We start from the raw sequence: 26,070 nt of genomic DNA, 5'->3' as shown, positions 1-26,070 counted from the left end.
GGTCATCACTACCTATTTTATGGGGGTATATTCATTTAATTTTGGTTTGAAGGATGATTCTCCCCCTTTGGCTTTCCTTGTTGATTCGAAGGATGGTCTACACTCTTTTGATTTCCTTTTTGATTTGAAGGGTGGTTTGCGCCCTTTTGATTAGCGTTATTATTTGAACGTTCTGCTGCTCGTGGATTTTTCTCGTTTTGTGCGTTTTCTCTCGCTGGTTGTGCGCGCTTCACTTCAGCTTGATTTCTTGCATCATTGTCTTGTTTGCCCTTGTTCGTTCGTTCTTCTTTCATTTGTTGGCCAGGGGGATGAACGTTTGAGTTATCATGGTTGCTTCCTGAATTCTGTTGTCCCTGACCCTTTTGAAGATCTTGTGTATTCCCTTGTTCATGTGCGCTATCTTGATTTCCTTGCGAATCGTAATGCGGGTTGTCCTTCCAAGCCTGATACTGCTCATCACTAACCTCACTCCCGACAACTTCTTCAAGTTGCCCTACATCTTCCTTGATTTGGCTAACATTTTTCATTTTCACGTCTTGTACCGTGTAATCAAAGCCCTTTGCGTTCGCAGCAATAAATAATGCATATTTTCCCGGAGAGATATTATTCTTTAGTGATTCCTCGTAAATCGATGCCGTTGTTTGAAAAATTGTCATATGAACAGGATATGCCTGCTCAAGATTCTGCAACCTCGAAGTCACTACCTCATAAAACTCATCTGTCTCTGTTCCCTTAGCGGTTGCCATTGTAGAAATTAAAATATCGGAGTATGAATCAAAATTCCCTTTAGATAAACTATCACTGACAAGCTGTTTCGTCACATCTTCGACAGGTTCCTTTTTCCAATCGTTATTTACTGCAAGAAGTTGCTTTGCATCGTCATTATATGCATCGATGGCAACAACCTCCATATTTTTATTAACACTAATTCCAAAGCTAGGATTAATATCAATAGAGACGACCCCGTATACTTGATTGGAGTGATTGAAGTATGCATATGAACCAGCAATCAAGACAAGCAAAAACGAAAGTGTAGAAATCACTTGCTTTTGCATAGGGATGTGTAAGCCACCTGAGAATAAGGAATTCCGCTCTACAGGTGTAAACTCAATTTCTTCGCCAATTTGGTAATCACGCTCTGGTTTACGCGCTCTACAAAACTCCCCATCAGCTGTCATCACAATCAAATAGGAACGTTTAACCTCAGTTATCATTCCTGTTTTCATTTCAACCACTCCCTTACATAATCCCTTATATAAACGTAATCCTCTAGGAGAATAATCGCCAACGCAATTAAATATTTACGATTTCGTTCCAATGTTTTGCGACTAACATCAACATCATTTAATAATGGCTTGATTGGCAATCGTTTTTTCTCTAAAAGTTGTGCTTTCACTTCTTCATTTTCAATAATTACACGAGCGACCTTTGCCATATTTTCTCTGGCATCTCTATGTTTTGGACACTCTTTTTGTAAATGAGAAAAAGTTATTCCAAATTCCTTTAATCGTTCCTGAAAGTGAAGAAGTTCCTCTTTTCGATAGGAGATTTCGATTTCTTCTTGAAAAACATCTAGAGAGGCAGATACCTCTGCATAATTTTCTAGGTTTTCATGCAGGTCTTCATTATGGTCAAGTGATGTAGCCACTTGCCTTTTACTTTCTTGACGGATATAGTCAATCACTCTTCGCCTAATCACTAGGCTCGCAAACGAGAGAAATGAACTTCCCTTATCAGGGGCATACTGTTGAATCGCTTCATCAAAAGCAATGAGTCCAACACTATATTCATCGTCAATCGTACGGTCAACATACCGTTTACAAACGCTTGAAACATGTTTAGCAATGAATGGTTTATATTGATCTATAAATTCATTGTGTAGAGAGCGATCTCCCATTTTAATTTGGTCGATCACGTCCTCAACCTCTTTATCCTTTGTTCGTTTGGGTAAAAAGCGCCTTAACACCACGCACACCTCTTTACTGTCTTTCATTTTATAATATTCGTATCGTAATCATTGGATATGGGGGTCCATTCCCCACTAGTTTACCATTGTTTCGAAAATAGTTTATTCATATATAGTAAAGGGTTCTCCTAAAATACTCAAAGGAAAATCTAGTAAACCCACTATTTGTATGAATTTTTAGAAACATTTCTTTACAGCTATGTATTTGCTGATTACAATAGAATAAAAGGCACCTTATTATCATTGTCACTATTGCAAATACGAAAGGAGCACACGATGAATAAGAATCAGCCAATTGACTTAGGAAACCGCATTCATCTTATTGATGGATTTGACCTTGGTTTACCTGAGCGTACAGGAACCTATGTCATTCAAGAAGATGAATTAACGATTGTCGAAACAGGACCTAGTATGTCAATCCCCTACGTATTAGAGGGGCTTAAAACCTTACAGCTAGATCCGAGAGATGTCAGATATATTATTGTTACTCATATCCATCTTGACCACTCGGGTGGTGCTGGGCTATTACTTAAGGACTGCCCAAACGCTACCGTTGTTGTCCACCCTCGTGGTGCACGGCATTTAATTGATCCAACAAGATTAATTAAAGGAGCAAGAGCTGTTTACGGTGACGACTTTGACAAGCTTTTTGAACCAATTGTACCTATTCCTGAAGAAAAAGTGATCATAAAAGAAGATGGAGAAACATTAGCAATTGGCAGTGATTGTACCCTACGTTTTTATAATACACCCGGTCATTCCGATCACCACTTTAGTATTTATGATCCCGTTAGCAACGGAATGTTTACGGGCGATACCATCGGTATTAAATATGATCAGCTTTCGGATCAAAGGTTTAACCTGTATTTACCAACGACATCACCTAACCAGTTCAAACCCGATGCGATGCTTCACTCGTTAGAACGTATCAAAGACATGAATGTTGAACGAATTTATTTCGGACACTTCGGGGTGTCTACTGACGTCGATGATGTTTATCAACAAGTAAAAGAATGGATTCCGCGATTTGTTGCTGCTGGTGAAAAAGCAACAGAAGAAGGTCGTGACTATCATGCGATTGCTGAAGATCTATTAGCGATGATAACTGATCATTTAAAAGAAAAACATGTTCCTGACAATCATCCTATCTTTGAAATTTTAAAACTAGACACCGAAATATGTGCAATGGGAATTGCTGATTACCTTGCAAAAAGACAAAAGCAAGCATAAAACTCTAACAAGGGGATGCCCCAAAAAGGTTGATTTACCTTTTGGGGCATCCCCTTAACATTAAGAGTTATTTTATATTTTCTTTTAAATACGCTTCCACAGCATTCGTCACCTCAAATGTCGTATGGGCAAGCTCATAATTTTCAAAAGCATGCTCGCATGCTTGTTTATATTCCATCTCTTCATCATAATGGCTCATATGCTCACGGATAACCTCTTCAGAGTCACCACGTTCTTTCTGTCTTTCAATGACTGTGTTACGATCAGCATATAAAAACATGCGGATGACTTTATCTCCATATAAATCTTTTAGGATGTCCGCGCCCTCTTTGTTTAAGACGAGATAAATACAACCGTGTTTTTGAAAACTTTCCGCAACTTCAGCTTCTTTGATCCCATATAAATGCCCATTGATTTCTACTTTCTCAATAAACTCTCCATTTTCTTGTGCCTTCGCAAACGCTTCACGGGATAAATAATGATAATCAACATCTTCTCGTTCATAATGTCTTTTCTTACGAGTAGTCGAAGAGACAATTCCTTTCATATTCAATGTATCACCAACTAATTTGGCAACTGTCTTCCGCCCCGAACCATCTGGACCGGTAAATACGAAAATTCGCTCTTTTTCTTTTAAATTATACATTCAATCACCCTCCTAGTAGAAATGAATGATAAAAACAGTATCGATCAGCCTGCGCTGCCATGGCTAGACAAGCATACGCTACTATTTACTACTATCTCTTAACTATTCAACGAAGCCGTTGCATATTCCTGCTGATTTCTCTTATGTTTGTTCCTAACCTACCACTGCTATCACTCTTGTAAATACATGTAAATCACCTATAGACTTGCGAAACCTTTAAATAAACGACTATAATAGGATAGAAAGTAGATGAGTGAATTACCGTTTTTCCATCTAAAGAAAATTTACGTATGAAAGCTAATCGGCGCCCAAACTTCACTTTACCATCTGCGAAACTAGTAAAACATTTATAATTATAATCGTTATAACAATTAAAAAAGAGAGGGTTTTCATGGATCGTAAAGAAGCACAAAACCATATTGGAAAACAAGTCTTAATTGATGAAGCTATTAAAGGACAGTACGTTGGTGAATTAATAGATGTAGTTGCAGAACCCCGAAAACCATGGCGTGGGATTGTAAAAATAAAAGGTGTTGACGAATTTCCCTCACTACAAATTAACTCTGAAGGGCATTGTAAACTCCAAGAACCGATCTATTCAGTTGGTGACGTCGCAGAGTTTGCTAGTACAAAAATTAAACCATTGCCTGCGCCCTTTGAATCGAGTTTTGAACAATCGGTCATCGACTCTATTTATAAGAAACTATCAAGCTATGAACAAACAACATCACAATATGAGCATTTAATTTCACATTTAACAGACTACCTAGAAACGAACTACCCTAACCAAATCGATCCGAACAAACTTAAGCATAAGCAAACAAATAGAAATCAACAATATGTAGAACAGGATTTCGATGAAAATTACATTTTGTATGTTGTTCAGGATAATCATGCTGAAGTGATATTATATGATGAAGATAAAAAACAACACCTCGTTCTTGAAGGATGTCCATTTGAGTTCGAAGTCAAACATGGTAATGAGTGGGTCACTGGACATTATCTATCAAATTGGAAGTTTCAAACCAGCGATAACTCAGTGATCACTTTAACACCGAATCAAAAAATTAGGCTTCATAAAAAACAATTTGAGCCATACCATATTTTAATTAAAGAATTAGAAAATCCTGCTCGTCTATCGCTAGAGAAGAGCTTGAAAAACTTTGGAATGACGCATAATCATGCTGTTGATTGTCACAATTCTTTACTTTTTAAACTTCTTCATTCAACAGAAGAGAATAAATTCTCGGGTGTCAATTTCATCACTTACAAACGTAAGCAGAAAACGATTGTCGTTCAACATCATTATGAGCGAGAATTAATTGAGAATGACAATGATGTTATTTATGACCGCTTTGAATTTACAACAGATTCTGGTCAACGTTCGATCATTACGTACACAAACTCATATTCCAAAGATCGGTAACATCACAGGTTCGGTTGAACCATAATAATGATAGAAGTAGCAACAAGCGCGTTGAAATGAGGAGGTCATTCAACGCGCTTTTGTTACAGAGAACCATTTGAATAATCGTTCACTTTCGGTTTGATCTAAATCAATGACAGAGAAACTTTTACCAGTCATACTTGTTAATATTGAAACTTTAAACGTCGATAAGCTTCGATATGACTGCAGTAGTGATTGTTGATGTTCTGCGGCTTGAATCTTTCTTCTTGGAACAATGACCATCGTTTGATTTAAACGCCGAAAACGTAACCATACAGCTTCTTGATGATTTCCGTGACCGGCATCTCGATATTGAAAATAGGATAGTAAAACAACAATTGGTAGCGTCAGTACACTGAGATGCCCATACGGCATCACAAATGTTATGGTCACAACTAGTAACCCTGCTGGTAGCAAGTTTCGTAAGAGGTACCTTAACAATGCCCGTTTTGGCACGCGCTGAAATTGTAAGGGCACCGAAAATGTAGGGGCTATTTCTTTCAGCACAGCTGGTATGTCCCGCTTCTTTATTAATGGAAAGAGGATCGTTGATAACTGCTCTTCACGAGAGCCACCTCCTGCACTTTCTACATAAACAGTAGCATAACCAAACGGCTGTCTAAACAAACTACTCACAATTCGAATCGAAGTGATCCGATTCAAATGCAACGATAGTTGCCTTTGTTCAAGAAGCCCCCGCGTTATTTCCAATTTTTCATCTTTCTTCACAACCGAAAAGCCACCATATTTTAAAACGACTTGAGTCATTGAAATTAGCCAAGCAATGACGGCGAGAATAATCATCACGATAATTAGCACAAGTAAGCTTGATTCAAATATCAAACCTGCCGTTGTTTCCAAAACAGCATCCGGTAGCAATTGCTCAATTTGCGTAAATAAAGCCAAGACAGCAGATAGGACAAATCCTACACCACCAGAAGTCAGTGCAGCAATGAGTAACTCCCGTTTCTGTAATTGCCATACCCATTCAGTCGAATTTTCTATCTGATCCTCATCCGGCAATAGGACTTGCTCTGTTCCCATACTCTCCTCTTTACGTAATAATTCGGTTCTCATCCGGTTGGCTTCATCTTTCGTTATCGCCACCAGTAAAACTTCGGGCTCATTTGCTCCACCTGCAGTTTCAATCCGAACTTTCACTAAAGAAAAGAGTCGTTGGATAACACCTGCGACGACATCAATACTCTGAACTCGCTCTTGTCTTATATATCTTTTTTTCTTAATGAAAATTCCTTGCTGGACCGTGAGCTCACCATTCTCCAATACATATCGATACGAAACCCAATACAAGATACTATGGATAAGCACAAACAAACATATAACGAACAAAAAGATTTGCGTAAATGACTGACCTGTACTCCCGATTAACACCCCAACAACTAAAGGTACAATAAACTCCCGAATTCTCATAAAAATGGTAATCAATATTGCTGCCGGGTGCATTCGTCTCATCGGGTTATTCATCATCTTCAGCCACCGCAGCAAGAGACGCAATTCGATCTCTTAAATCATCTGCCACTTCATGAGTGAGCGCTGGTATTTGATGAACCGTTGCAGCCGTAGAAATAGTAACAGCAGCTAACCCATACTTACGAAGTAGGGGGCCATGCTCCGTATCTACATGCTGTACACGGTTCATCGGAATTAATGTTCGTTTCACTATGATGATTCCATATTGAAGGTCAATCTCACTTTCTAACACATCGTAACGCCACCGCTTCCAACGAATATTCGGAACAACAAAGATATGTATGAGACTGCCCAAAACAAAAACAATGATAATGAACACCAACAAACTAGTAGGTAATTGTAAAAAGTATGAGATAAATCCGTATCCAACGACCACGAGCGCAATCACAACTGATTCAATTACGGCTTTGAAACGCCACACCGGGAGTGCGTGCTTGGAAATTCTCTGTCTTGGCTCCGCTCGCAAGCAAATCCCCTCCCCTCAAAACACTTCTTTTCACTCTTCATCTGTTACATAGATAAGCTTGACTCCTAAGCTTTCTAGAAGTTCTAAAACTTCCTTGTTCAACTCTCGATCATAGAGTAACCCTAACGATTCTACTAACTCAAGTTCTTCTAAATAGCCCTCCTCAGCATCCTCGATCAGCTCAATAATATCCTCTAAGCCTTGTTCATTTAAGGCGTTTAACACTTCTTCTTTTGTCACACTCATTCATCTCCTTAGTAATAAGTAAATCATCAATCCATACTTCCGTCCTTATTTTACCATAGAATGAAACAAGAAAAAAAAGGGAGGGATTCTCAGTCTCCTCCCCTCCTTTTTGCTGCAACGACTATTGTTCATTCGTTTTGGAACGCTGCTCTGTCATTTGTTTCCAAACAGACCCTTTTGCTTCTTCCCCACCTTCAATTCGCTTTAAAGCCATTTGCGCTTGCATTGCTACTTCAAATTCTGGGTCATGTTGCGCTTTCTTTAAGGCATTAATCGCTGATTCGTCACCTACTTCATATAAAAACATCGCTGCTCGCCATCGGACTAGCTTGTTATTGTCTTTCAGTGCTTCAATCATAGGTGCGATTGCATCTTTATCACCAATATCTGATAAGCAATCCCCTGCCGTTCTCTTTACCGTTACTGAACTATCTTTCAAAGCTTTATATAAGTACGTCAAAACAACTGGCTTTTCAATCATACCTAAATATACTGTCGCTAAGCGCCGAATCGAAGCTTTTTCATCCTCAAGCGCTTTCGCTAGCACGGGAAGGTCCTCTTCTGTTGGGTCCATTTGTTCAAGCGCTGCATATCTCTCTTTCCAATCAGGCACATCAAGCATCCCTAATGTCACTTTTTTATAACGTGGTTGATTCGTATTATCTGTTTCACTCTCTTGTTGTAGCGCTTTTGACACTAACCTCTCTAAACGTTCATCACTATAAGAAGCGGATACTTCCTCAGCTACTTCTTTCGCCACTTCATCAAGATCACCGTATCGAACACCTTGCTCTACCCATTGACGTTCCATCACTAGATTATCTGCCGTTTCTTGAACTCGAAACGAAGCTTTTGAAAACCGTTCCGGCAAGCCTTCGCGAACTTCTTGGTCAGCCGTTGTTAATTTAATTTGCATCGGAATTCCTTTAAACATCTGTAAAAAGACGTGAACTTCCCCAAACCCGTCTTCGGTTGAGGCCTGATTGACCTCTTGGTTGGTTTCCTCATCACTAGCCTCTCCGAATACTTCTCGCACTTGAGGTAAAATCACTTTCCAATCCACTTTTGGATGACGCTCAATCGCTAAAAAATCTGCCACATGGTAAATCCCTTTAACACCTTCAATCTCAAAGAGCTCCTTAATATAGCTCGGCGCCTCTGAAATATTCTTTGCGGTATAGTTATTGCTACTCCCTTGCGGTAAATGTTCATCTAGCGTTAACTTCATTGTATTCGGGCTTGGTGTAGGCTCAATTGATTTAATTTCCATCGTTATTCTCCTTTCAAAGGAAGCGATCCATTCGCTGTTTACCAATATTTGTACTGTGTTAATGATTTTATCATAGGTGATTCTGTACTTCTACTAATTGAAGTTGATATACTTATGTCCATTAAGAAAAATTGAAGGAGTGATGATAACATGAAATTGGCATTTATTTCTGATATCCACGGAAATGCTATTGCCCTAGAATCTGTACTTGCGGACATCAGAAGGCAAAACGTTGATGAGATTATTGTTTTAGGAGATCTTTGTTATCGTGGACCCGAACCGAAGCGATCCCTGCAATTAATTAGGTCCCTAGAGACAAAAGTAATAAAAGGAAATGCAGATGAGTGGGTTGTTCGCGGTGTCAAGGAAGGTGAAGTCCCAGATAAAGCGTTAACAATGATGAATGCTGAGCGCGACTGGACAGTTTCTCATCTCGATCAAGATGACATCAATTACTTAGCTTCACTCCCTACCGAGTTAGAGTTACCATTAACAAGTAATCGAAGCCTCCATGCGTTCCACGCAACACCGAACAGTCTTTTTGATGTTGTCTTGCCAGATACGCCACCCGATCAATTACAAGAAAAGTTAATAAATAACAGCAGTCATGATCTATACATTTACGCACATATTCATTTACCATATGTACGTTATTTTAACGGTAAATGCTATGCTAATCTAGGCAGTGTCGGCCTTCCATTCGACGGACTTCCACAGGCATCATATGCCATTGTAGAAGTCGTAGACGAGCGATTCAAAGTAACAATTGAACGTGTTCCATACGATGTAGACAAAGTCATTCGACAATACAGCGATTACAATTTTCCAAATGCTGATGCTCTGATTGATGTCGTTAAAAACGCTAAAAGTCCATTTTAACTAACCATTCCCAAAGCTTGATTTAACTGCAAAATTGATTCGCTTTCACACACCCTACAATCAAAAAGATCAGCGCCAGCATCTGCTAGCGCTGATCCCTTCTTATTCAATCAGTTTACCAACACCTTTGATGATATCGATAAACGCGGCACGATCATTATAAGTTGCAACAATCTCTTGCTGTTCATTGATTAACACAGTCGTCGGTACCCCCATGCACCGGTACCTGTCATAAACCTTTGTTCCTTCATCAAACAAAACAGGGAACGTATAGTTGTGCTCCTTGATAAACGTTGCTCCATCTTCATCGTGCCCTTCACGACCGGTCACATTAATCGTTAAAAAAGCAAGCTTGTCCGTTTGCATTGATTGATAGAATTGTGCCTTTTGTGCTAAATCTCTAATTGAGTCCGGACACCAAGAAGCCCAAAAAGTCACCATCACAGCCTGACCTTTATAATCTGAGAGCGATTTGTACGTATCCGTGTGGTATTCTCGCAATGTAAAAGGTGGTGCCTGCATGACAATCTTCTCCTCTTCGTTACCAGTATAAATCGGCCTTAATCAAAAATTACTTGCAATACTTGTCATAACTTGTTGTTATGTTTTCAAGAATTTCCTCTAACGAGCGATCTTCAATCTCTTCACGAGGAATAAAGTGAACAACCTCTTTCCCTTTTAATAAGGCCATTGATGGGGAAGATGGTGGATAACCCTCAAAGTAGGTACGCATCTTGGCAGTTGCCTCTTTATCTTGTCCAGCAAAAACTGTTACGATTTGGTCTGGTGTCACTTCATGATTAAGTGAAGACACTGCTGCCGGTCGAGCAAGGCCTGCAGCACACCCACACACAGAATTAACAACAACTAGTGTTGTTCCTGTCACTTCATTCATAAACGCTTCCACGTCAGCTTCAGTTGTTAATTCCTTCACACCCGCTTGCGTTAATTCCTCACGCATCGGCTGAACGATTTGTTTCATATAATCTTCATAATGCATTGACATTAAACGTTCCTCCTCATTACCTTTATTTAGAAAAGCATACTATAGGAACGACTGAAAAAGCAAATCAAGAGTCCCCTCCCCTCCCCCGCTTGCCAGTCACGACTTCATTCGCTCATCTTCCTACCCTTGTTGGCAATAGCGATTATAGAAATGAACCGGGAACATTGAACCTTCATCGTTCATTCGCGCTTGTTCATCCGTCACTGGAATCGCAGCTCGTTTAGCAAACTGTTCCCAGGCGTAGCTCTCTTTTTTCGAAATCTTGTTTCTCATTGTCATCCCCCTTTTAACGTTACGGTTATTTTTCTTTTTCCGCTACAAATGACGTTTAAACATGAGATTTTATCAATTGATAGATGTCACCTACTGACTTAAACGCATACACGTCAGCAATCACTTCCCCGTGATCAATTAAAACTAGATAAGGGACACTCTTAATCTTCAATTGATTCGTAATCTCAGGCATTGTATTAATGTTACAAGCAAAAAAGCCTACATCATGTATCAGTTGCTCTACGACAGTAATCATTTTCGTTGCCATTTTACACGTACCGCATAACGGAGTATAAAAATAAAAAACACTAAAGTTGTTCGCCATTTTCTCATTGACTTCAGCTTGTTGTAATTCTTTCATATCTCCTCCAAGGATAATTGATCAACTAAAATTTTATTACGATAAAAAACCTACCAGTACGATGACTAGTAGGTTAAAAAAAGTCTATCACTTTGCAACTGGCTGTTCAAATGCACGGTCAGCCGCTTCGATCCCGGCCGCCACGTTCACGTCTACACCTTGTTTTCGTAACGCTGATCCCAGTGCCGTGAGCACTAAGGTGACTTTGTTAGGGTTTGCATTATAGCCCATTAACCCAATTCTCCAAACCTTCCCTTTTAATTCTCCTAATCCACCACCAATCTCGAGTCCATAATCGTCTAATAAATCCTTTCTGACTTGTGTATCATTAACCCCTTCCGGAATGCAAACAGAGGTTAATTGATAGAGACGATACTCCTTATCGACGAGTAATTCTAATCCCATTGCTTCAAGTCCGTCATGAAGGGCTAATCCATTACGCTTATGACGATCAAATACTTGATCTACACCTTCTTCCGTAATCAATCGTAATGATTCTCTAAGGGCATAAATCATCGTAATTGGTGCCGTATGATGATACGAGCGTTCATCACTCCAATAGTTTTGAATCATAGAAAGATCAAGGTACCAGCTTTGTACCTTCGTCTTGCGATTCCTAATCACATCAACAGCTTGCTCACTTAACGTCACAGGCGCCAATCCAGGAGGAGCACTTAAACATTTTTGTGTTCCACTATAAGCAGCATCAATTTGCAGTTTATCGATGTCTGTCGGGATTCCACCTAGAGAAGTGACCATGTCACAGACAAATAAACTGTTATGGCGGTGAACAATCTCACTAATTTGCTGCAATGGTTGCCTTACCCCTGTTGATGTTTCTGCATGAACGACAGCGACCAGCTTTGCTTGAGGATGTTCCTCTAAAGCCTTTTCAATCGCAGCTGGTTCTATAGTATCACCCCAATCTGCGGATACAGAGACAACGGTTGCCCCGCACCGCTCGGCAACATCAACCATCCGAGTTCCAAATAACCCATTGACTCCGACAATGACGGTGTCGCCTGGTTCAACTAAATTAACAAATATCGTTTCCATACCTGCACTACCTGTTCCTGACATCGGGATCGTCACTTGATGATTCGTTTGATATACCTCTCGTAATAATTCCATTGTTTCATTCATCAAGGTTAGAAAAGCAGGATCTAAATGCCCCAATAGCGGTGTTGTCATCGCACGCAACACTCGCGGATGGACATCACTTGGTCCTGGTCCCATCAACGTTCGTTCTGGTGGATTGAGCTCCGTTTTCATATGCCTATTACTCCTTCCTCACTCATTCATTGTTCGTCTATACGTATATTTAATTCCATAAAACAACAAAAACTCCTGCTTATCTACAGGAGTTTTTGCTGACGTTGACAACAGAACTATCATCTCTCAATAGAGATGATTCGCTTTGATCCAACTACAATAGAGTTGTAGGTTCATGTCTCTCACGATCGTTTCGCGAATACGTTGACCATCCATGTAAGCGCATCGATCGTTTACACGGACTCGTTCTGCTCAAGCTTTTCTATTAGTTCAGATAGCTCTGCCCAACGTTCAATCGCTTGTTCTAATTCATCATCTACCTTCTGTTGTTCTTCATATAGTCCATTGGCTTTTTCAAAGTCACTTCCTACGTTTTCAATTTCAGCCTTTAATTCCTCACTGCGCTGCTCTAACAGTTCGATTTGCTGTTGAATATCCTCCCACTCGCGCTTCTGCTTGTAAGACAGTTTTTTCTGACGTGTCTCTTTCACACGGACCTTTTCGTGTTCGCTACTTACTTTCTTCTGAGCACTCGCTTCTTTTTCTTGTTGCTTCTTTTCTTCAATATAGTCGGAATAACTTCCATAAAAATGACGAATCGATCCATTCCCTTCAAAAGCAAATAAGTGATCCACTGAACGATCTAAGAAATAACGGTCATGTGAAACCGTTATAACCGCACCAGGGAACTGTTCGAGGTAATCTTCTAAGACCGATAACGTTTCGGTATCAAGGTCATTGGTCGGTTCATCAAGAAACAACACATTCGGTTCAGACATCAAGATTCGTAGTAAATAAAGCCTTCGCTTCTCACCACCAGAAAGCTTGGAAATCTTCGTCCATTGTGCATGTCTTGAAAACAGAAAACGCTCTAACATTTGCGCGGCGGTGATCGCTTGCCCGTCTTTCGTATAAATGACTTCTGCTACTTCTTTAATGTATTCAATCACACGTAGGTTCTCATCAAGTTCTTGGCTCTCCTGCGTATAATACCCAATTTTCACCGTCGGCCCAATATCGATCTCTCCAGAATCGGGTTTGACTTTCCCTGCAATCATATTTAGCAAGGTTGTTTTCCCACTTCCATTCGGTCCAATAATACCGATCCGATCATTCGGTAAGACTAAATAACTGAACTGATCAATCAAAGTACGACCGTCAATCGCTTTTTCAACCTCGTTGATCTCTATCACTTTTTTACCTAATCGCTGTGAACCGATGGCTACATCGACTTGCTCTGACTGACGTGGCCCTTCTTCTGCTTTCAGTTGTTCAACTCTCTGAATTCTTGCTTTTTGTTTTGTTGTTCGCGCCTTTGCGCCTCGTTTTAACCAAGCAATTTCTTTTCGAAGTAAATTTTGCCGTTTTTGTTCCATTGAGGCTTCACGCGCTTCGCGTTCAGCTTTTTTCTCCAAAAAGACTTGATAATTCCCTTCATAACTATAGAGGCGTCCTTGGTCTAACTCGATGATCCGGTTCGCAACACGATTCAAAAAGTAACGATCATGGGTCACCGTTAATAAGGAGCCTTTATAGGTTGATAAATAGTCCTCTAACCACTCAATGGTTTGATTATCCAAATGGTTTGTCGGCTCATCTAAAATTAACAAATCGGCTTGCTGGATTAACGCTTTCGCAATCGCTACTCGCTTTTTTTGTCCACCTGAAAGATCGTACACACGCTTTGAAAAATCCTCAATACCTAGCTTTGTCAAAATTATCTTTGCACTTGTATTAGCATCCCATGCTTGCTGTGCATCCATCTTTTGTTGCAACGAAAACAAGGTGTTCTGTTTCGCTTCACTTGTAGGATCGTCTTCGAGTTCAGCTAATGCTTGTTCATACGTCCTAAATAATGTCATTAGTGGTGTGTCACCAAAAAACACTTCCTCTAAAACGGTTGAATCTTCCCGAAACTCTGGATTCTGTGGCAAGTATTCGATATGAAACTGTCTTGGATGATCTATGACACCAGCATCTGCTGTTTCGATGCCAGCAATCACTTTTAATAACGTCGACTTCCCTGTTCCATTTATGCCAATTAAACCGATCCTTTGTTGTTCAGCAACTGTCAACGATAACTGATCGAATAAAACTTTATCTCCAAACGATTTTGTAAGTTGTTCTACTGTTAAGATATTCATCGATACACTCCTGCCTTCAAGCTTTGTCGTCCTTTCTTCATTTTACTAAAATTCGCTAGACAAACAAGCGAACGGCCTAAAAAAACTAAAGCAGGAACATTACATCATTATAATCTTTTGACTTTAATTTTTTATAAGTAGGACAACTGCCCAATCATCCCTAACTATCAGGCATACAGTAGTAGTGTAAAATGATCTTGGGTTAAGGAGGTTTTCCACATGGCACATTATTACGGTGGAGGCTTTGCGTTAATTGTTGTATTGTTCATTTTACTAATTATCATTGGGTCTGCTTACACGTATTAAAAAAATCAATTAAAAAGACGGATAAATGAGAAAAAGTAAAGGCGATTTCGCCTTTACTTTTTCTATCTACATCCGTAAAATCATATGATTTTGTGTTTGACGAAGCCGCTGTTGGGCTCGCTCGAGTTGTTCTCGTTGTTCGGGTGTCGCACTACGTAAGATCTGTTCCAATTCTTCATCCACTTTTGTCAGTTGCCCCTGTGCCTCCGCATAATCAACAGGGTCACCCGGTTGCACTTGTTTCGCTTGCTGTAGCTGCTCTTCAGCATGACTAATCGTTTGATTCACTTTTTCTAAATAAAATTCTATTTGCTCGTGAGTTGCCATACCAATTCCTCCTCGCTTTTTTTCATATTGAGGTATGAATGGTATTAATTTGGCTCATTCATCTCGTTTTTATGCTTTGCTCGCAAACAATATACCCAGAGATCTTCTGCTAAATAACTATTTGAAAATAATTGCTTTGCCTCATTAATAAGATTCCATGCGTCCTCTTGATACCTTGAGCTAATGTGAGTTAGTATGAGCGTGTGAGCATTCGCTTCCTTCGCTGCTCGTGCAGCATCTACCGTCGTGGAATGATTAAATTCACTCGCATGACGAGCTTCTTCTTTTGCAAAGGTCGCCTCATGGACAAGGACATCAGCGTTTTCAGCCAAGCTCACAACCGCCTCACACGGCTTGGTATCCCCAGTGACGGCAATCACTCTGCCACGCTTTGTCTCTCCAATAAAATCCTTGCCATTGATCATTTGACCATTCTCTAAACGGATCGATTCACCATTTTTTAATCGGCGATAGACTGGACCTGGTTGAATCCCTAAAGACATGAGTCGTTCGGTATCTAACGCCCCTGGTTGATCGGTTTCTTGAATACGGTAGCCAAAATTATCAATGCCATGAGAGAGTTTCACACACTCAACACTCACCTGTTCATCTGTAAACAATGTTCCGCCTTCACTCACTTCAACAATCGAAAGTGGGTACGCAATATACGTACCAGAAACGGTAAGAGCAGCATCGATAAATGCTTTAATTCCTTTTGGACCATAAATGGTTAACGGGCGTGTGCTACCTTGAAAGGAGCGACTCCCAAGCAGCCCTGGTAACCCAAAAATATGATCCCCATGAAGGTGGGTAATAAAAATTTTTTCAAGCTTGCTTAATTTCAGTGGCGAACGTAATATTTGATGCTGTGTCGCTTCGCCACAATCAATCATCCATACGCTTCCGTTCTGTTGTAAGAACCGGATCGCAATCGAACTCACATTTCGACCTGTCGAGGGTACACCTGCCCCTGTACCTAAAAAATGAATTTCCATCTTCACTTATACTCCTTCTAAAAGAACCGTTCACGATTGCTTTGCAAGAACATCAGCAAACGCTTTGACGTACGGAGGTAAATCAGGTGGGCGACGACTAGAAACCAGATGTCCATCCACAACAACTGGCTCATCCATCCACACTGCTCCAGCATTTTCCATATCGTCTTTAATTCCAGGCGTGCTTGTTACTGTACGGCCATGTAGAATTTTTGCTGAGATCAATACCCACCCAGCATGACAAATTTGACCGATCGGCTTTTTCGCCTCATCCATATGTTGTACAAACTCAAGGACCTCGTTGTACCTTCTTAATTTATCAGGAGCCCAACCTCCTGGAACAAGAAGCGCATCATATTCACTCGGGTCAATATCAGTGAAGGCATAATCAGACGTTGCCGGTACTCCGTATTTACCTATGTATGTTTCTAATGCTTTCGCACCAACAACATGGACTGTTGCTCCTTCTTCTTGCAAGCGCAGAACCGGGTACCAAAATTCCAAATCTTCAAATTCATGATCAAGGATTGCAATCACTTTCATATTTTGTAAACGCATCTCTTAATGATCCCTCCTCGTTAATCTGTACCATACTCTAACATCAGGTACGTACTTCATTCTAGCATAGCTATCGATTCTCTTTTCTAATCAATGTACTTTCCGTTTTTAAGGGTTCAGCATCTCCATCCCATTCACGGTAGAACTCAGCTAAAAATTGCTCCATCACTTGATGACGTTCTTCTGCTAACTTTTTTGCATAGCTAGTATTCATCAAATCCTTTAACTTAAATAGCTTTTCATAAAAATGATTGACGGATGTACTCTTGCCCTCACGATACTGGTCATAGGTCATCTCACTGCGTGATTTTAGGTCAGGATCATAAATTAACTGCCCTTTTGCCCCGCCATAAGCAAAGGTTCGAGCAATTCCAATCGCACCGATAGCATCAAGCCGATCAGCATCTTGCACGACCTTACCCTCGATTGTCTCTAGCTGCTGCTTGTTCTGCCCACCTTTAAACGACATCGCAGTAATGATTGCAAGAATATGATCAATATCTTCACCACTCACTCCTTGTGCTGTTAACCAACTTCGAATTCGTGCGAGACCTTGCTGCTCATCACCATATAGCTTTTCATCTGCAAGATCATGAAGCAGAGCTGTTAGTTCACAAAGAAATTCATCTCCACCTTCTTGAACAGCTATCCGCTTCGCTAAGTTCGTGACACGATAAATATGCCACCAATCATGCCCACTGCTTTCCCCAGCTAATTCCTGTTGCACAAAATCCCTTGCCTTCGATAAAACAACGGAACGATCCATCTCAAACCACCTCACTATTGCTTCCACTCCGTGACAAACGTTTCTTATCTTTAGTATAGACGGATGAATAGCAGACTATCACATCCTCGAAATTGTTTGCAACTATTAAGCGTCATCAATGTTTCCTATTTTTTCAAGTATCTCCGGGAACTAAACGAACAACCAAACAGCGATTTGGAGCATCACGATACGCCTGTTCTAACCCTACTTCTCGTATTGCTTCTTTATTAACCTCTTTTCCCTCTATTGAAACCATGAGGCGGTCTTTTAATGGGAACGGAGAAAGAGACACTTCTGTTGTATCAAGCCAATGAGCAACAACGCGCCGTTGATTAAAAAAAGAGAACTGTTGTGGGAACCCCGAACGAAACCATGAAACTTCATTCTCCTTCTTCGTCCCTGGTTCATGTAAACAGATATAGAGGGACAAGTTATCACAAAACTGAAGAAGGTCAAAGTGGAAGTGAAAATTCTTCGTATCCACCTCTCGCTCACGTTTCAATTCTCGAATTAACTGTTGTTGTCGTTGTTGCTCATGAATAAGGAATTGCCGACTTAGACCCCCAAGTTGTTTGACATCGTCAAAAAAGGAGGTGTAATGACAACTGCAAAGTAAAGCGGCATAACGGTCATCTCGTTCGAGAGCATCAATCCCTCCCTTATACGCCGTGAGCTTCTCATTTATTGGATAATCCATAAACGAGTATGGAGCCTGTTTGACCTCATTCCAAAGCGGTTGATCATCAAGTGGCAACCAACTTGCATCATGATGTTCAATTGCATACATCACAGAAGACCATTGGTTCAATCCGTAAAAAAACGTCCGGTCCCAAACAGTCGCAATCTCACCAGATACCTTCGCATGTTCATGTTGTGTTACTAATAAAAAATGACTTGAACAGTCCCTTACAATCAATGAGATTCACCTTCAATTCTCTTAATATATGAACCACCAAATAAACTACTTCACTTTAGAGAATAACCCACTAACTTAATCCTAAGGCGGTGCGAGTAAAAAACAACCTCTATCGGTTTGATAGAGGTTGAGTCTATTTAATCTGCATGTCGTAAACATTTATCACATTGATTATGATACGATTCATGCATCTCATCGATTTCTGATCCACAATCTGTACATGTTTTCGGTGGTAAGTTTCTAAAAAATTCAGTGCTCGGTGTCATTTGACATCCCCTCCGTTTGATTTGTTACTCATATTGTATTATAACAGCGTCGAATTGTCAACACTCTGTATTGCTACAATTTTATCTTTTTTATGAAATGTGCGTCTGCCACCGTGATTTGTGTTTAACTAACTTTAGGTGGTAACACACTGTATTAATACAGAAATAAAAAAACACACCTAGTATCAACTAGATGTGCTTAAACTTATAAAATCAATTGATCGATTTTTTGAACAAGGTTCGCAATGTCTGGCTTACTTACTTGTGCGTCAGCACCGACAACTTCACCCTTATGCTTTAGATCACCGGAAATCAAGGAAGAAAAAATAATCACAGGAATTCCTTTCAGCTCTTGGCTCGACTTTATTTTCTTTGTTAGGTGATGACCATCCATTTTCGGCATTTCTAAATCCGTAATCATAAGGTTAACGTAACCTTGAACATGATCATTCGAAGCAAGCTGGTCTAAAAACAGCCAAGCGTCTTGTCCATTTTCAAAGAAACGAAGATCCGCATATCCTGATTCAGTCAGTGTGTGCTCTAACTGTTTACGTAAGATCGGTGAATCTTCCACAACAATTATTTTTTTCAATGATCGTTCTCTTGTACCAAGGACTTTTAACTTATCAACATGAATACTTGATTGCGGGCTAATGTCTGCAACAAGTTTCTCATAATCTAACAATAAGACCATTTGTTCATCCATTTTCACAACACCTATCGTAGAACCTTCAAGCCCTTGCGATAATTCAGCAGGCTTTTCAATCTGTTCCCATGAAATGCGATGGATCATTGAAACTGAATGAACATGAAAAGCCACCTTTTGTTGGTTTAATTCAGCCACAATATATTTATCATGACCGGGGTTTGCGGATGGCGGAAAACGAAGCGCTTTCGCGACATCCACGACTGGGATGACCTCTTCCCGTAAGCGGACAACCCCTTCAACAAATGCGTGGCTATTGGGCATTTTTGTAAGCGGAGGCGGTTGAATGATTTCCCTTACTTTCATGACATTTATGCCAAACGTTTCTTGACCAATCTTGAAGACAATGACTTCTAATTCATTTGTTCCGCTCTCTAACAAAATCTCACTATGATTCTCGCTTTTCATGAACTCCCCCCCTAGATCAATAGATTAAAAAGACTTTCATCTTTGTTGATCTCATTATAATCAAAACCTTTCTTATTAAGACGATCAATGAGGCGTTGATAATTCTCCCTTTTCTTTAGTTCGATCCCGACAAGAGCGGGTCCATTTGACTTATTATTTTTTTTAGTATATTCAAAACGAGTAATATCATCATCAGGTCCTAATACATCGTCTAGAAACTCGCGCAAAGCCCCTGCTCGTTGTGGAAATTTAATAATAAAGTAATGTTGGAGTCCTTCATAGATTAACGAGCGTTCGCGCATTTCTTGCATACGGCCGATATCATTGTTTCCACCACTAACAATACAAACTACATTTTTACCTTTGATTTTTTCCTTGTAGAAATCGAGGGCTGAAATAGGCATTGCCCCAGCAGGCTCGGCAACAATTGCATTTTGATTATATAACTCTAAAATGGTTGTACAAATTTTACCTTCAGGTACTGGCACAATATCATCAATGACTTGCTTACAAATTTCAAATGGCAATTGGCCGACTTTCTTGACTGCGGCTCCGTCGACAAACTTTTCAATGTTTTCAAGCTCGACAACTTTATCTTGTTTTAATGCCTCTTTCATTGATGCAGCACCGGCAGGTTCAGTTCCGATGATTTTTGTTTTAGGACTGATACTTTTGATATACGTACCAACTCCAGAAATTAATCCCCCACCACCAATAGAGGAGAACACGTAGTCAATATCCTCTTCAATATCATTCATAATCTCCATCCCAGCTGTTCCTTGCCCTGCAATGATTTTCTCCTGATCAAACGGGTGAATAAACGCCATCTTATGCTCATTACAATAATTCATGGCCTCATTGAAAGAATCATCAAACGTATCTCCGGTTAGAATGACTTCAACAAACTCACTACCAAATAGTTTCACTTGGTCCACTTTTTGACTAGGTGTCGTTGTTGGCATGAAGATCTTCCCTCTAATCTTTAATGCTTTACAGGAATAGGCAACTCCTTGTGCATGGTTACCAGCACTTGCACACACAACTCCATTTTTCAACTCTTCCTTTGGTAAGCTATCAATTAAATGATACGCCCCGCGGATCTTAAACGAACGAACAACTTGAAGATCCTCTCTTTTTAAATATACATTACATTGATACCGTTTCGAGAGGACTTCATTTTTTTGTAATGGAGTATGAACAACGACATCCTTTAATGTTTGATTTGCAATAATTATGTCTTCAATTTGAATTTTTGCCATTTTACTAGTCCTTTCATTCTATTGATTACCTTTAACCTATAAAAATAGCCTATCTCATCTTGATAGGTTTACTTTCTTTTCATATCAACTTCTGTCGAATACTAGTTATTATAACATGTTTTACTTTGAGCGAAACCCTTGATCAAATGTCACAACATAATCTTTTTGGGGGGCGAAGAGGGATCGGTCCTTTGTTCAAAGTTCAAAGATGTAGTCTCACTGATCTTGAAATATCATTGCTAAAAACATTGACAAAATCTATAATGAATATTGTTGGTATCCTTTGCTGAACGATGTACATACGGATGGATTGATATCGTTCATGACCATAAAGGTGATAAAAACTATTTATTAGTAAGGAGGTCAAATGATGGTAAAGAAATTAGTCGTGTTTATGTTTTTAGGTGTTCTCCTATTGGCTTTGCCCGACATGATGTTCGCTGCTGGTGCAGAAGGTGCGGCAACTGAGGGTGACAGTGAAGGAACAAACGCAATATTAGATGGGTTTTTACTTATCCTCTCAGGAGTTACAATCGTCCTTATGATTTTTCTTTCAGTTACCGATAACGGTTAAGAACCAGGGCCAACCTGCTTTTATCTGAAGGTTGGTTGTATAAAAATGCCGAGGGACACAATCTTCGGCATTTTTTTATTCAGTGAATATTTACAATTCAAATAAAATTCATGCTATCCTTAAATAAGTTGATCATAGTATTAAATAGATGGGGAGAAACAAATGACTTGGGAAATTTTAAATATTATTGGTACGATTGCGTTTGCACTCAGTGGTGTTATCGTTGCAATGGAGGAAAAATATGACCTGATGGGCGTCTATATTTTGGGATTCGTAACCGCCTTTGGTGGAGGAGCGATACGTAACCTCCTCATTGGTGTACCAGTCAGTGCCCTTTGGGAGCAAGGAACACTATTTACCATCGCATTCATTGTCATGACGATTGCTTTTTTACTACCAAGCCTGTGGATTAATCACTGGTTAAAATGGGGATTATTATTTGATGCGATTGGTCTTGCGGCTTTTGCTATTCAAGGCGCACTTTATGCTGTTGATATGAATCACCCATTAAGTGCGATTATTGTTGCTGCTGCTCTAACAGGTACTGGAGGAGGGATGGTTCGTGACCTTTTAGCTGGACGGAAACCTCTCTTTCTCCAAAAAGAGATTTATATTGCTTGGGCGATGCTGGCAGGGCTAGTGATTGGTCTAAACCTTGTCAGTGGTACGATAGGCTTAACCATACTGATCATTTGTATTGTCCTACTGCGAATGCTTTCTGCTCACTATAAATGGCAGTTGCCATACCGAAAATTAAAACACCCCAACATCAATGAAGAGCATGTGAACAGCTAGAGAAACCGTTCAATATGAGAGAGAGGATGTCTCAAAAGGTATACCTTAACCTTTTGGGACATCCTCTCTCTTCATCATCGGACATCTATGTTATTTTGGAAGTTGTTGTTCAATGGTAGCTAAAACGTAGTCAATTGATTTAATCATTTCTAGGAAACGTTTCTTTTTTGTATCTGTTTGAAATGCTTGGACGGATGAGATTGTTATGTTTTCGTACGTATCTTTAATTTGTATACCATAAACATAGGTAGGCTTCATTTCAATGACCCACTGCATCGCAAGGGGGCGCCATTCATCTGCTAATGCTAAGACGGCATCAGCAAACGGCTTTACACGCTCATAAAAATTAACTTGATAATCGGTTTTACACGTATCTTCTACGAATTGCTGTCGTGCGAGTTCATTATATCGTCGTAACTCGTTTGTTAGCTCTTTCAAGCGAAGTTGTTGGTTCTGTTCCAAATGCTCGACACCTCCACTTCCATCGTACCAAAGCTCACTCGCAATTGAAAATAGAAGGTTCGATTAGAACGAAAACATTTTCACCAATGCACGTTTGACTGAACGCGGTTGTTCAAATAACTGCCGCTCTGGTTCTTTGTTTGCTTCGATATCTTGATGCACTTGTTGTTCAATCGTACTCACTCGCTCTTCTATTTTTTGAAGGGTTTTCATCATGTCATCAATTTCAGTTCGATGACGCAACACTTGAAAACTGACAACTTCATCTGCTTTCTCTGAAAGCTTTCGTTCTAATAAGTCAATTTGCATCGTTAAATTTTCAAGCTTCTTTTCATACAGCGCTTTAGGAATCATTTCTTTTTTAGGGCTTTCTTTATGAACGGCAACAACTTTATCACCTTCTACCGTCAAATCCTTCATCTTTTGCCCAGCTCTTAAGTGTTTTTTGATTTCAAGAAACAATTCAACTTGTTTTGGGCTGTATAAATAATGGCCTTTGTCATTCGTCTTTAACGTTAGATTAAAATGAGTTACCCATCGCTTCACCGTCGTTGAATTTACACCTACTCGTTTGCAAACATCCGTAGTCTTTAGCATCGTTTCCATACGAATCCCTCCAAAATCATTGTTAGTTTACGTATTCTTACCCTTACTTGAAGATCCCTTTACGCTTGACAAAACTAGTAGCCATTCGGCAAAGAAAGTGAAAAATTTCCAAAACCAGCTCTACATTAGAAAAATTTCAACGAAGACCTTGCTTTTCGTATGATTTTGTAAAAAATACGCAAACTAACAAATGATTCTTTATTAGAAAGGTGTGAAGCATGTCATGAGCGATAGTAAACAACAAAAGAAACAAGCAACGCAAAATCAAGAACGTCAACAACGAAACCAATCACCTGAAGGGTACGGCGATAAAAAATTAAAAGGCCCTAATCGCCCAGCAGAATAAAAAAAACCGGTTTTAACCGGTTTTTTTTATTCTGCTGGATCAATTCTCTCCCCAAGTGTATCTGGTTGAATCGCTGATAAAATGACATGATCACTATCTGCAATAATAATTGACCTCGTTTTACGTCCACTTGTTACATCAATCAGCATATTTCTTTCTCTTGCCTCTTGAATCAAGCGTTTTGTTGGAGCAGAATCTGCACTGACAATAGATACAATCCGATTTACAGGCACTATATTACCAAAGCCTATGTTCAAAGGTTCAATATCCACGCTAAACCCTCACTTTTTTGTTAATTTAATGTAATCCCACACATTTTTAGGCAACAACAACTCTTCTAGTCTCATACTAACATATAATTGCTTCTGTTTGTTCTCATACCACTTCGTCAATTCGTATTTTCTAGGTACGGTGAAATTTGCGAAATATTTGTCGACATAACGATTGGTTTTCTGCGAAAACCAATCATGTCCTTGCCTACGCTCATGATAAATGACTGGGTATGTCGAGCGCAACATCGGTGTTTTTTTTGGTGGTTTTGTTACTAGGTATCGTTCATAGTCACTACGTGAACCTGTATGTTGGACTTTGAGCGAAAAGTCGCGAATTTGGTTTTGAGCAGGAGAATTAAATAATACCCAAGCCAGCCGTCTTCCTAATAAAATTCGATTCTTTACCTTTTGAAAACCGTGTACAGAAAAACCAAATAATTGGCCATTACGTGACGGTAAGAGAACAACACTAAAATGAAGCAGTTCTTCCAAATAAAATGGGAATGTTTTAAACACTTTTTTTTGATAAAACGGATGTTCAATAACAGGCTTTTGAATCAGGTGCTGTTCATTAATAATTAAGGCTGTACAAAGTCGATCCTGATCTTTTTTTCTCCAAAATATCATCCATTCATGAATCATAAAGTTAGAAACATGAAAAGCTTTTAAAAGGTGAAACAATGGCTGCTGTTGCTGTTTAGAAGCTTCATAAATAAGAAGCTGCGGGTAGGCATCATCAAAAATCAGCCAATTTGCTCGTTCATAGGTCATAAATAAAAACTTACGATAATGGGTTGGTATCATCCGCTCATAGACTTGACTAGCCAGATCCGTCATATTCCAACCCGCATTTCGTGATACCATACTCGCTAAATATGCCCACTTTATTTCGGGATGTTTCTTATAAAATTGCTGATAACATACGGTACGTGAAATATTATCAAGATTCCCTTTTCTCGTCTGTCTCTTCAGTCGATTAATCATAATCTGATCATTTCGAGAATAAAATGATCCTTGTATTATCATAAACTTCACCTCTACTCATGCAGCAAATAAGTTACGTCTTAACGATTGAGACTGAACAGGACAAAATAATCTTCTCTAGATCTCGTTTTCATGCTATGATTGAGTGATGGCATCTGCAAAAGCAACCATCTTACTTATGAGAAAGGCAGGTGATGAATGTGGCATTTCGATATCCAAATGGGAAAATGTATACATCCACGTCTCAAAAGCGACCAGTAAAGAACAATGTAACCTATAGTAATCGTGGGATGACGCTTGAAGAAGATATTAATGTAACTAACTCCTATTATTTGGCTGCAGAAGTTGCCGTCATTCATAAAAAACCTACACCGCTACAAATCGTCAAAGTTGATTATCCGAAACGAAGTGCGGCTGTGGTCAAGGAAGCTTATTTTAAACAACCGTCCACAACCGATTATAACGGTGTTTATCGAGGCAAGCATATTGATTTTGAAGCAAAAGAAACGAAAAATAAAACATCATTTCCGTTAAAAAATTTTCATGACCACCAAGTTCAACATATGAAAACAATCTTGAATCAGGGGGGCATTTGTTTCGTCCTGCTTCGCTTTTCGAGCCACGATGAGGTTTATTTACTTGATGCCTCCTATTTGATTTCGTATTATCAAGAAAAAGAAGAAAAGCGAAAGTCGATTCCTAAGCAAGACATTGAACAATATGGTCACTTTATCAAAACCGGGTACCATCCGAGAATTGATTATTTAAAGACAGTAGATGAAGTTTATTTTTCACATAACGATTGATAAACATGTATCGATCGTTTT

At 39.5% G+C, this 26,070-nt stretch carries 33 protein-coding genes; 8 read left to right on the top strand and 25 right to left on the bottom strand.

The features are described 5' to 3' along the window. Window positions 1–35 precede the first annotated feature (35 nt). Both KH400_RS11930 and sigI read right to left on the bottom strand, forming a co-directional pair. Window positions 36–1,226 (bottom strand): anti-sigma factor domain-containing protein, encoded by a 1,191-nt coding sequence (locus tag KH400_RS11930; protein WP_217224868.1) that lies wholly within the window; start codon window positions 1,224–1,226, stop codon window positions 36–38. Further along, a complete protein-coding gene (gene sigI, locus KH400_RS11925) occupies window positions 1,223–1,897 on the bottom strand; it encodes an RNA polymerase sigma-I factor (RefSeq protein WP_246589536.1) in 675 nt (224 codons plus the stop codon). The genes KH400_RS11930 and sigI overlap by 4 nt, the downstream gene beginning before the upstream one ends. Before the next feature lie 345 nt (window positions 1,898–2,242). Between sigI and KH400_RS11920 the strand changes: the two genes are divergently transcribed. Then, window positions 2,243–3,196 carry an MBL fold metallo-hydrolase gene (locus KH400_RS11920; protein ID WP_217224863.1) on the top strand — a complete coding sequence of 318 codons (954 nt, stop codon included), beginning with the start codon at window positions 2,243–2,245 and terminating at the stop codon, window positions 3,194–3,196. 67 nt (window positions 3,197–3,263) lie between these two features. On the opposite strand, the gene KH400_RS11915 is transcribed toward KH400_RS11920, so the two are convergent. Continuing rightward, window positions 3,264–3,842, bottom strand: a complete 579-nt coding sequence (locus KH400_RS11915) for a guanylate kinase (protein ID WP_217224862.1) — start codon at window positions 3,840–3,842, stop codon at window positions 3,264–3,266. Between the two features lie 391 nt (window positions 3,843–4,233). Between KH400_RS11915 and KH400_RS11910 the strand changes: the two genes are divergently transcribed. Further along, window positions 4,234–5,268, top strand: coding sequence for a DUF2777 family protein (locus KH400_RS11910; protein WP_217224861.1), 1,035 nt, complete (start codon window positions 4,234–4,236; stop codon window positions 5,266–5,268). A 69-nt stretch (window positions 5,269–5,337) separates the two neighbouring features. On the opposite strand, the gene KH400_RS11905 is transcribed toward KH400_RS11910, so the two are convergent. The 4 genes from KH400_RS11905 to KH400_RS11890 all read right to left on the bottom strand — a co-directional run bounded on the left by KH400_RS11905 (window position 5,338) and on the right by KH400_RS11890 (window position 8,762). Beyond that, entirely contained in the window at window positions 5,338–6,777 is a 1,440-nt protein-coding gene (locus tag KH400_RS11905) for a PH domain-containing protein (RefSeq protein ID WP_217224860.1), read from the bottom strand. Then, complete coding sequence (locus KH400_RS11900; RefSeq protein WP_217224859.1) at window positions 6,767–7,246, bottom strand: PH domain-containing protein; 480 nt, start codon at window positions 7,244–7,246, stop codon at window positions 6,767–6,769. Before KH400_RS11900 ends, KH400_RS11905 begins: the two co-directional genes overlap by 11 nt. 30 nt (window positions 7,247–7,276) lie before the next feature. After that, on the bottom strand, window positions 7,277–7,492 hold the full coding sequence (locus KH400_RS11895) for a hypothetical protein (protein WP_246589528.1): 216 nt from the start codon (window positions 7,490–7,492) through the stop codon (window positions 7,277–7,279). 121 nt (window positions 7,493–7,613) lie between these two features. Continuing rightward, a complete protein-coding gene (locus KH400_RS11890; RefSeq protein ID WP_217224858.1) occupies window positions 7,614–8,762 on the bottom strand; it encodes a conserved virulence factor C family protein in 1,149 nt (382 codons plus the stop codon). A 150-nt stretch (window positions 8,763–8,912) separates the two neighbouring features. On the opposite strand from KH400_RS11890, the gene KH400_RS11885 reads away from it, so the two are divergent. After that, entirely contained in the window at window positions 8,913–9,641 is a 729-nt protein-coding gene (locus tag KH400_RS11885) for a metallophosphoesterase family protein (protein WP_217224857.1), read from the top strand. A gap of 102 nt (window positions 9,642–9,743) precedes the next feature. On the opposite strand, the gene KH400_RS11880 is transcribed toward KH400_RS11885, so the two are convergent. The 6 genes from KH400_RS11880 to KH400_RS11855 form a co-directional block, all read right to left on the bottom strand. Continuing rightward, a complete protein-coding gene (locus tag KH400_RS11880) occupies window positions 9,744–10,163 on the bottom strand; it encodes a TlpA disulfide reductase family protein (RefSeq protein ID WP_217224855.1) in 420 nt (139 codons plus the stop codon). Window positions 10,164–10,212: 49 nt separating this feature from the next. After that, the gene (locus tag KH400_RS11875; RefSeq protein ID WP_217224854.1) at window positions 10,213–10,647 is read right to left on the bottom strand and encodes a BrxA/BrxB family bacilliredoxin; all 435 of its coding nucleotides are present in this window, start codon (window positions 10,645–10,647) and stop codon (window positions 10,213–10,215) included. A gap of 120 nt (window positions 10,648–10,767) precedes the next feature. Next, on the bottom strand, window positions 10,768–10,920 hold the full coding sequence (locus KH400_RS11870) for a hypothetical protein (protein WP_217224852.1): 153 nt from the start codon (window positions 10,918–10,920) through the stop codon (window positions 10,768–10,770). 55 nt (window positions 10,921–10,975) lie between these two features. Continuing rightward, window positions 10,976–11,281, bottom strand: a complete 306-nt coding sequence (locus tag KH400_RS11865) for a thioredoxin family protein (RefSeq protein WP_217224851.1) — start codon at window positions 11,279–11,281, stop codon at window positions 10,976–10,978. Between the two features lie 87 nt (window positions 11,282–11,368). Then, complete coding sequence (locus tag KH400_RS11860) at window positions 11,369–12,553, bottom strand: pyridoxal-phosphate-dependent aminotransferase family protein (protein ID WP_217224849.1); 1,185 nt, start codon at window positions 12,551–12,553, stop codon at window positions 11,369–11,371. A gap of 233 nt (window positions 12,554–12,786) precedes the next feature. Then, window positions 12,787–14,697, bottom strand: coding sequence for an ABC-F family ATP-binding cassette domain-containing protein (locus KH400_RS11855; RefSeq protein ID WP_217224847.1), 1,911 nt, complete (start codon window positions 14,695–14,697; stop codon window positions 12,787–12,789). Window positions 14,698–14,916: 219 nt separating this feature from the next. Between KH400_RS11855 and KH400_RS27420 the strand changes: the two genes are divergently transcribed. Next, complete coding sequence (locus tag KH400_RS27420; RefSeq protein ID WP_217224922.1) at window positions 14,917–15,003, top strand: YjcZ family sporulation protein; 87 nt, start codon at window positions 14,917–14,919, stop codon at window positions 15,001–15,003. 66 nt (window positions 15,004–15,069) lie between these two features. Here the strand turns inward: KH400_RS27420 and KH400_RS11845 are convergent, their stop codons facing one another. From KH400_RS11845 to ilvA, 8 genes are all read right to left on the bottom strand, one after another. After that, the gene (locus KH400_RS11845) at window positions 15,070–15,330 is read right to left on the bottom strand and encodes a DUF2524 family protein (RefSeq protein WP_217224845.1); all 261 of its coding nucleotides are present in this window, start codon (window positions 15,328–15,330) and stop codon (window positions 15,070–15,072) included. A gap of 44 nt (window positions 15,331–15,374) precedes the next feature. Further along, complete coding sequence (gene rnz / locus KH400_RS11840; protein ID WP_217224844.1) at window positions 15,375–16,325, bottom strand: ribonuclease Z; 951 nt, start codon at window positions 16,323–16,325, stop codon at window positions 15,375–15,377. 30 nt (window positions 16,326–16,355) lie between these two features. After that, the gene (locus KH400_RS11835; protein WP_217224843.1) at window positions 16,356–16,883 is read right to left on the bottom strand and encodes a type 1 glutamine amidotransferase domain-containing protein; all 528 of its coding nucleotides are present in this window, start codon (window positions 16,881–16,883) and stop codon (window positions 16,356–16,358) included. 70 nt (window positions 16,884–16,953) lie between these two features. Continuing rightward, window positions 16,954–17,649 (bottom strand): HD domain-containing protein, encoded by a 696-nt coding sequence (locus KH400_RS11830; RefSeq protein WP_217224842.1) that lies wholly within the window; start codon window positions 17,647–17,649, stop codon window positions 16,954–16,956. 133 nt (window positions 17,650–17,782) lie between these two features. Then, entirely contained in the window at window positions 17,783–18,565 is a 783-nt protein-coding gene (locus tag KH400_RS11825) for a DUF3891 family protein (RefSeq protein ID WP_217224841.1), read from the bottom strand. Window positions 18,566–18,702: 137 nt separating this feature from the next. Next, window positions 18,703–18,831, bottom strand: a complete 129-nt coding sequence (gene yhfH / locus KH400_RS11820; protein ID WP_217224840.1) for a protein YhfH — start codon at window positions 18,829–18,831, stop codon at window positions 18,703–18,705. 205 nt (window positions 18,832–19,036) lie between these two features. Then, on the bottom strand, window positions 19,037–19,945 hold the full coding sequence (locus KH400_RS11815) for a chemotaxis protein (RefSeq protein ID WP_217224839.1): 909 nt from the start codon (window positions 19,943–19,945) through the stop codon (window positions 19,037–19,039). Between the two features lie 11 nt (window positions 19,946–19,956). Beyond that, entirely contained in the window at window positions 19,957–21,204 is a 1,248-nt protein-coding gene (ilvA, locus tag KH400_RS11810) for a threonine ammonia-lyase IlvA (RefSeq protein ID WP_217224837.1), read from the bottom strand. Window positions 21,205–21,571: 367 nt separating this feature from the next. Here ilvA and KH400_RS11805 point away from each other — a divergent pair, with 367 nt between their 5' ends. Both KH400_RS11805 and KH400_RS11800 read left to right on the top strand, forming a co-directional pair. Further along, entirely contained in the window at window positions 21,572–21,778 is a 207-nt protein-coding gene (locus KH400_RS11805) for a hypothetical protein (RefSeq protein ID WP_217224835.1), read from the top strand. Between the two features lie 162 nt (window positions 21,779–21,940). Next, a complete protein-coding gene (locus KH400_RS11800; RefSeq protein WP_217224833.1) occupies window positions 21,941–22,573 on the top strand; it encodes a trimeric intracellular cation channel family protein in 633 nt (210 codons plus the stop codon). A 90-nt stretch (window positions 22,574–22,663) separates the two neighbouring features. Here the strand turns inward: KH400_RS11800 and KH400_RS11795 are convergent, their stop codons facing one another. Both KH400_RS11795 and KH400_RS11790 read right to left on the bottom strand, forming a co-directional pair. Next, window positions 22,664–23,035 (bottom strand): DUF1798 family protein, encoded by a 372-nt coding sequence (locus KH400_RS11795; protein ID WP_217224831.1) that lies wholly within the window; start codon window positions 23,033–23,035, stop codon window positions 22,664–22,666. 63 nt (window positions 23,036–23,098) lie between these two features. Further along, the gene (locus tag KH400_RS11790; RefSeq protein ID WP_217224830.1) at window positions 23,099–23,641 is read right to left on the bottom strand and encodes a MerR family transcriptional regulator; all 543 of its coding nucleotides are present in this window, start codon (window positions 23,639–23,641) and stop codon (window positions 23,099–23,101) included. A 223-nt stretch (window positions 23,642–23,864) separates the two neighbouring features. On the opposite strand from KH400_RS11790, the gene KH400_RS25300 reads away from it, so the two are divergent. Beyond that, entirely contained in the window at window positions 23,865–23,987 is a 123-nt protein-coding gene (locus tag KH400_RS25300; protein WP_281418699.1) for a hypothetical protein, read from the top strand. Window positions 23,988–24,013: 26 nt separating this feature from the next. Here KH400_RS25300 and KH400_RS11785 read toward each other — a convergent pair whose 3' ends face one another. Next, window positions 24,014–24,259 carry a DUF370 domain-containing protein gene (locus tag KH400_RS11785; protein ID WP_217224829.1) on the bottom strand — a complete coding sequence of 82 codons (246 nt, stop codon included), beginning with the start codon at window positions 24,257–24,259 and terminating at the stop codon, window positions 24,014–24,016. A gap of 9 nt (window positions 24,260–24,268) precedes the next feature. Beyond that, entirely contained in the window at window positions 24,269–25,285 is a 1,017-nt protein-coding gene (locus KH400_RS11780; RefSeq protein WP_217224828.1) for a DUF2515 domain-containing protein, read from the bottom strand. Between the two features lie 158 nt (window positions 25,286–25,443). Between KH400_RS11780 and recU the strand changes: the two genes are divergently transcribed. Further along, on the top strand, window positions 25,444–26,049 hold the full coding sequence (recU, locus tag KH400_RS11775; protein ID WP_217224827.1) for a Holliday junction resolvase RecU: 606 nt from the start codon (window positions 25,444–25,446) through the stop codon (window positions 26,047–26,049). Window positions 26,050–26,070: the final 21 nt, after the last annotated feature.

Source organism: Desertibacillus haloalkaliphilus, assembly GCF_019039105.1.
GTDB lineage: Bacteria > Bacillota > Bacilli > Bacillales > KJ1-10-99 > Desertibacillus > Desertibacillus haloalkaliphilus.
The sequence above is the reverse complement of the archived record's forward strand: the minus strand, read 5'-3'. Positions and strand labels throughout refer to the sequence as shown.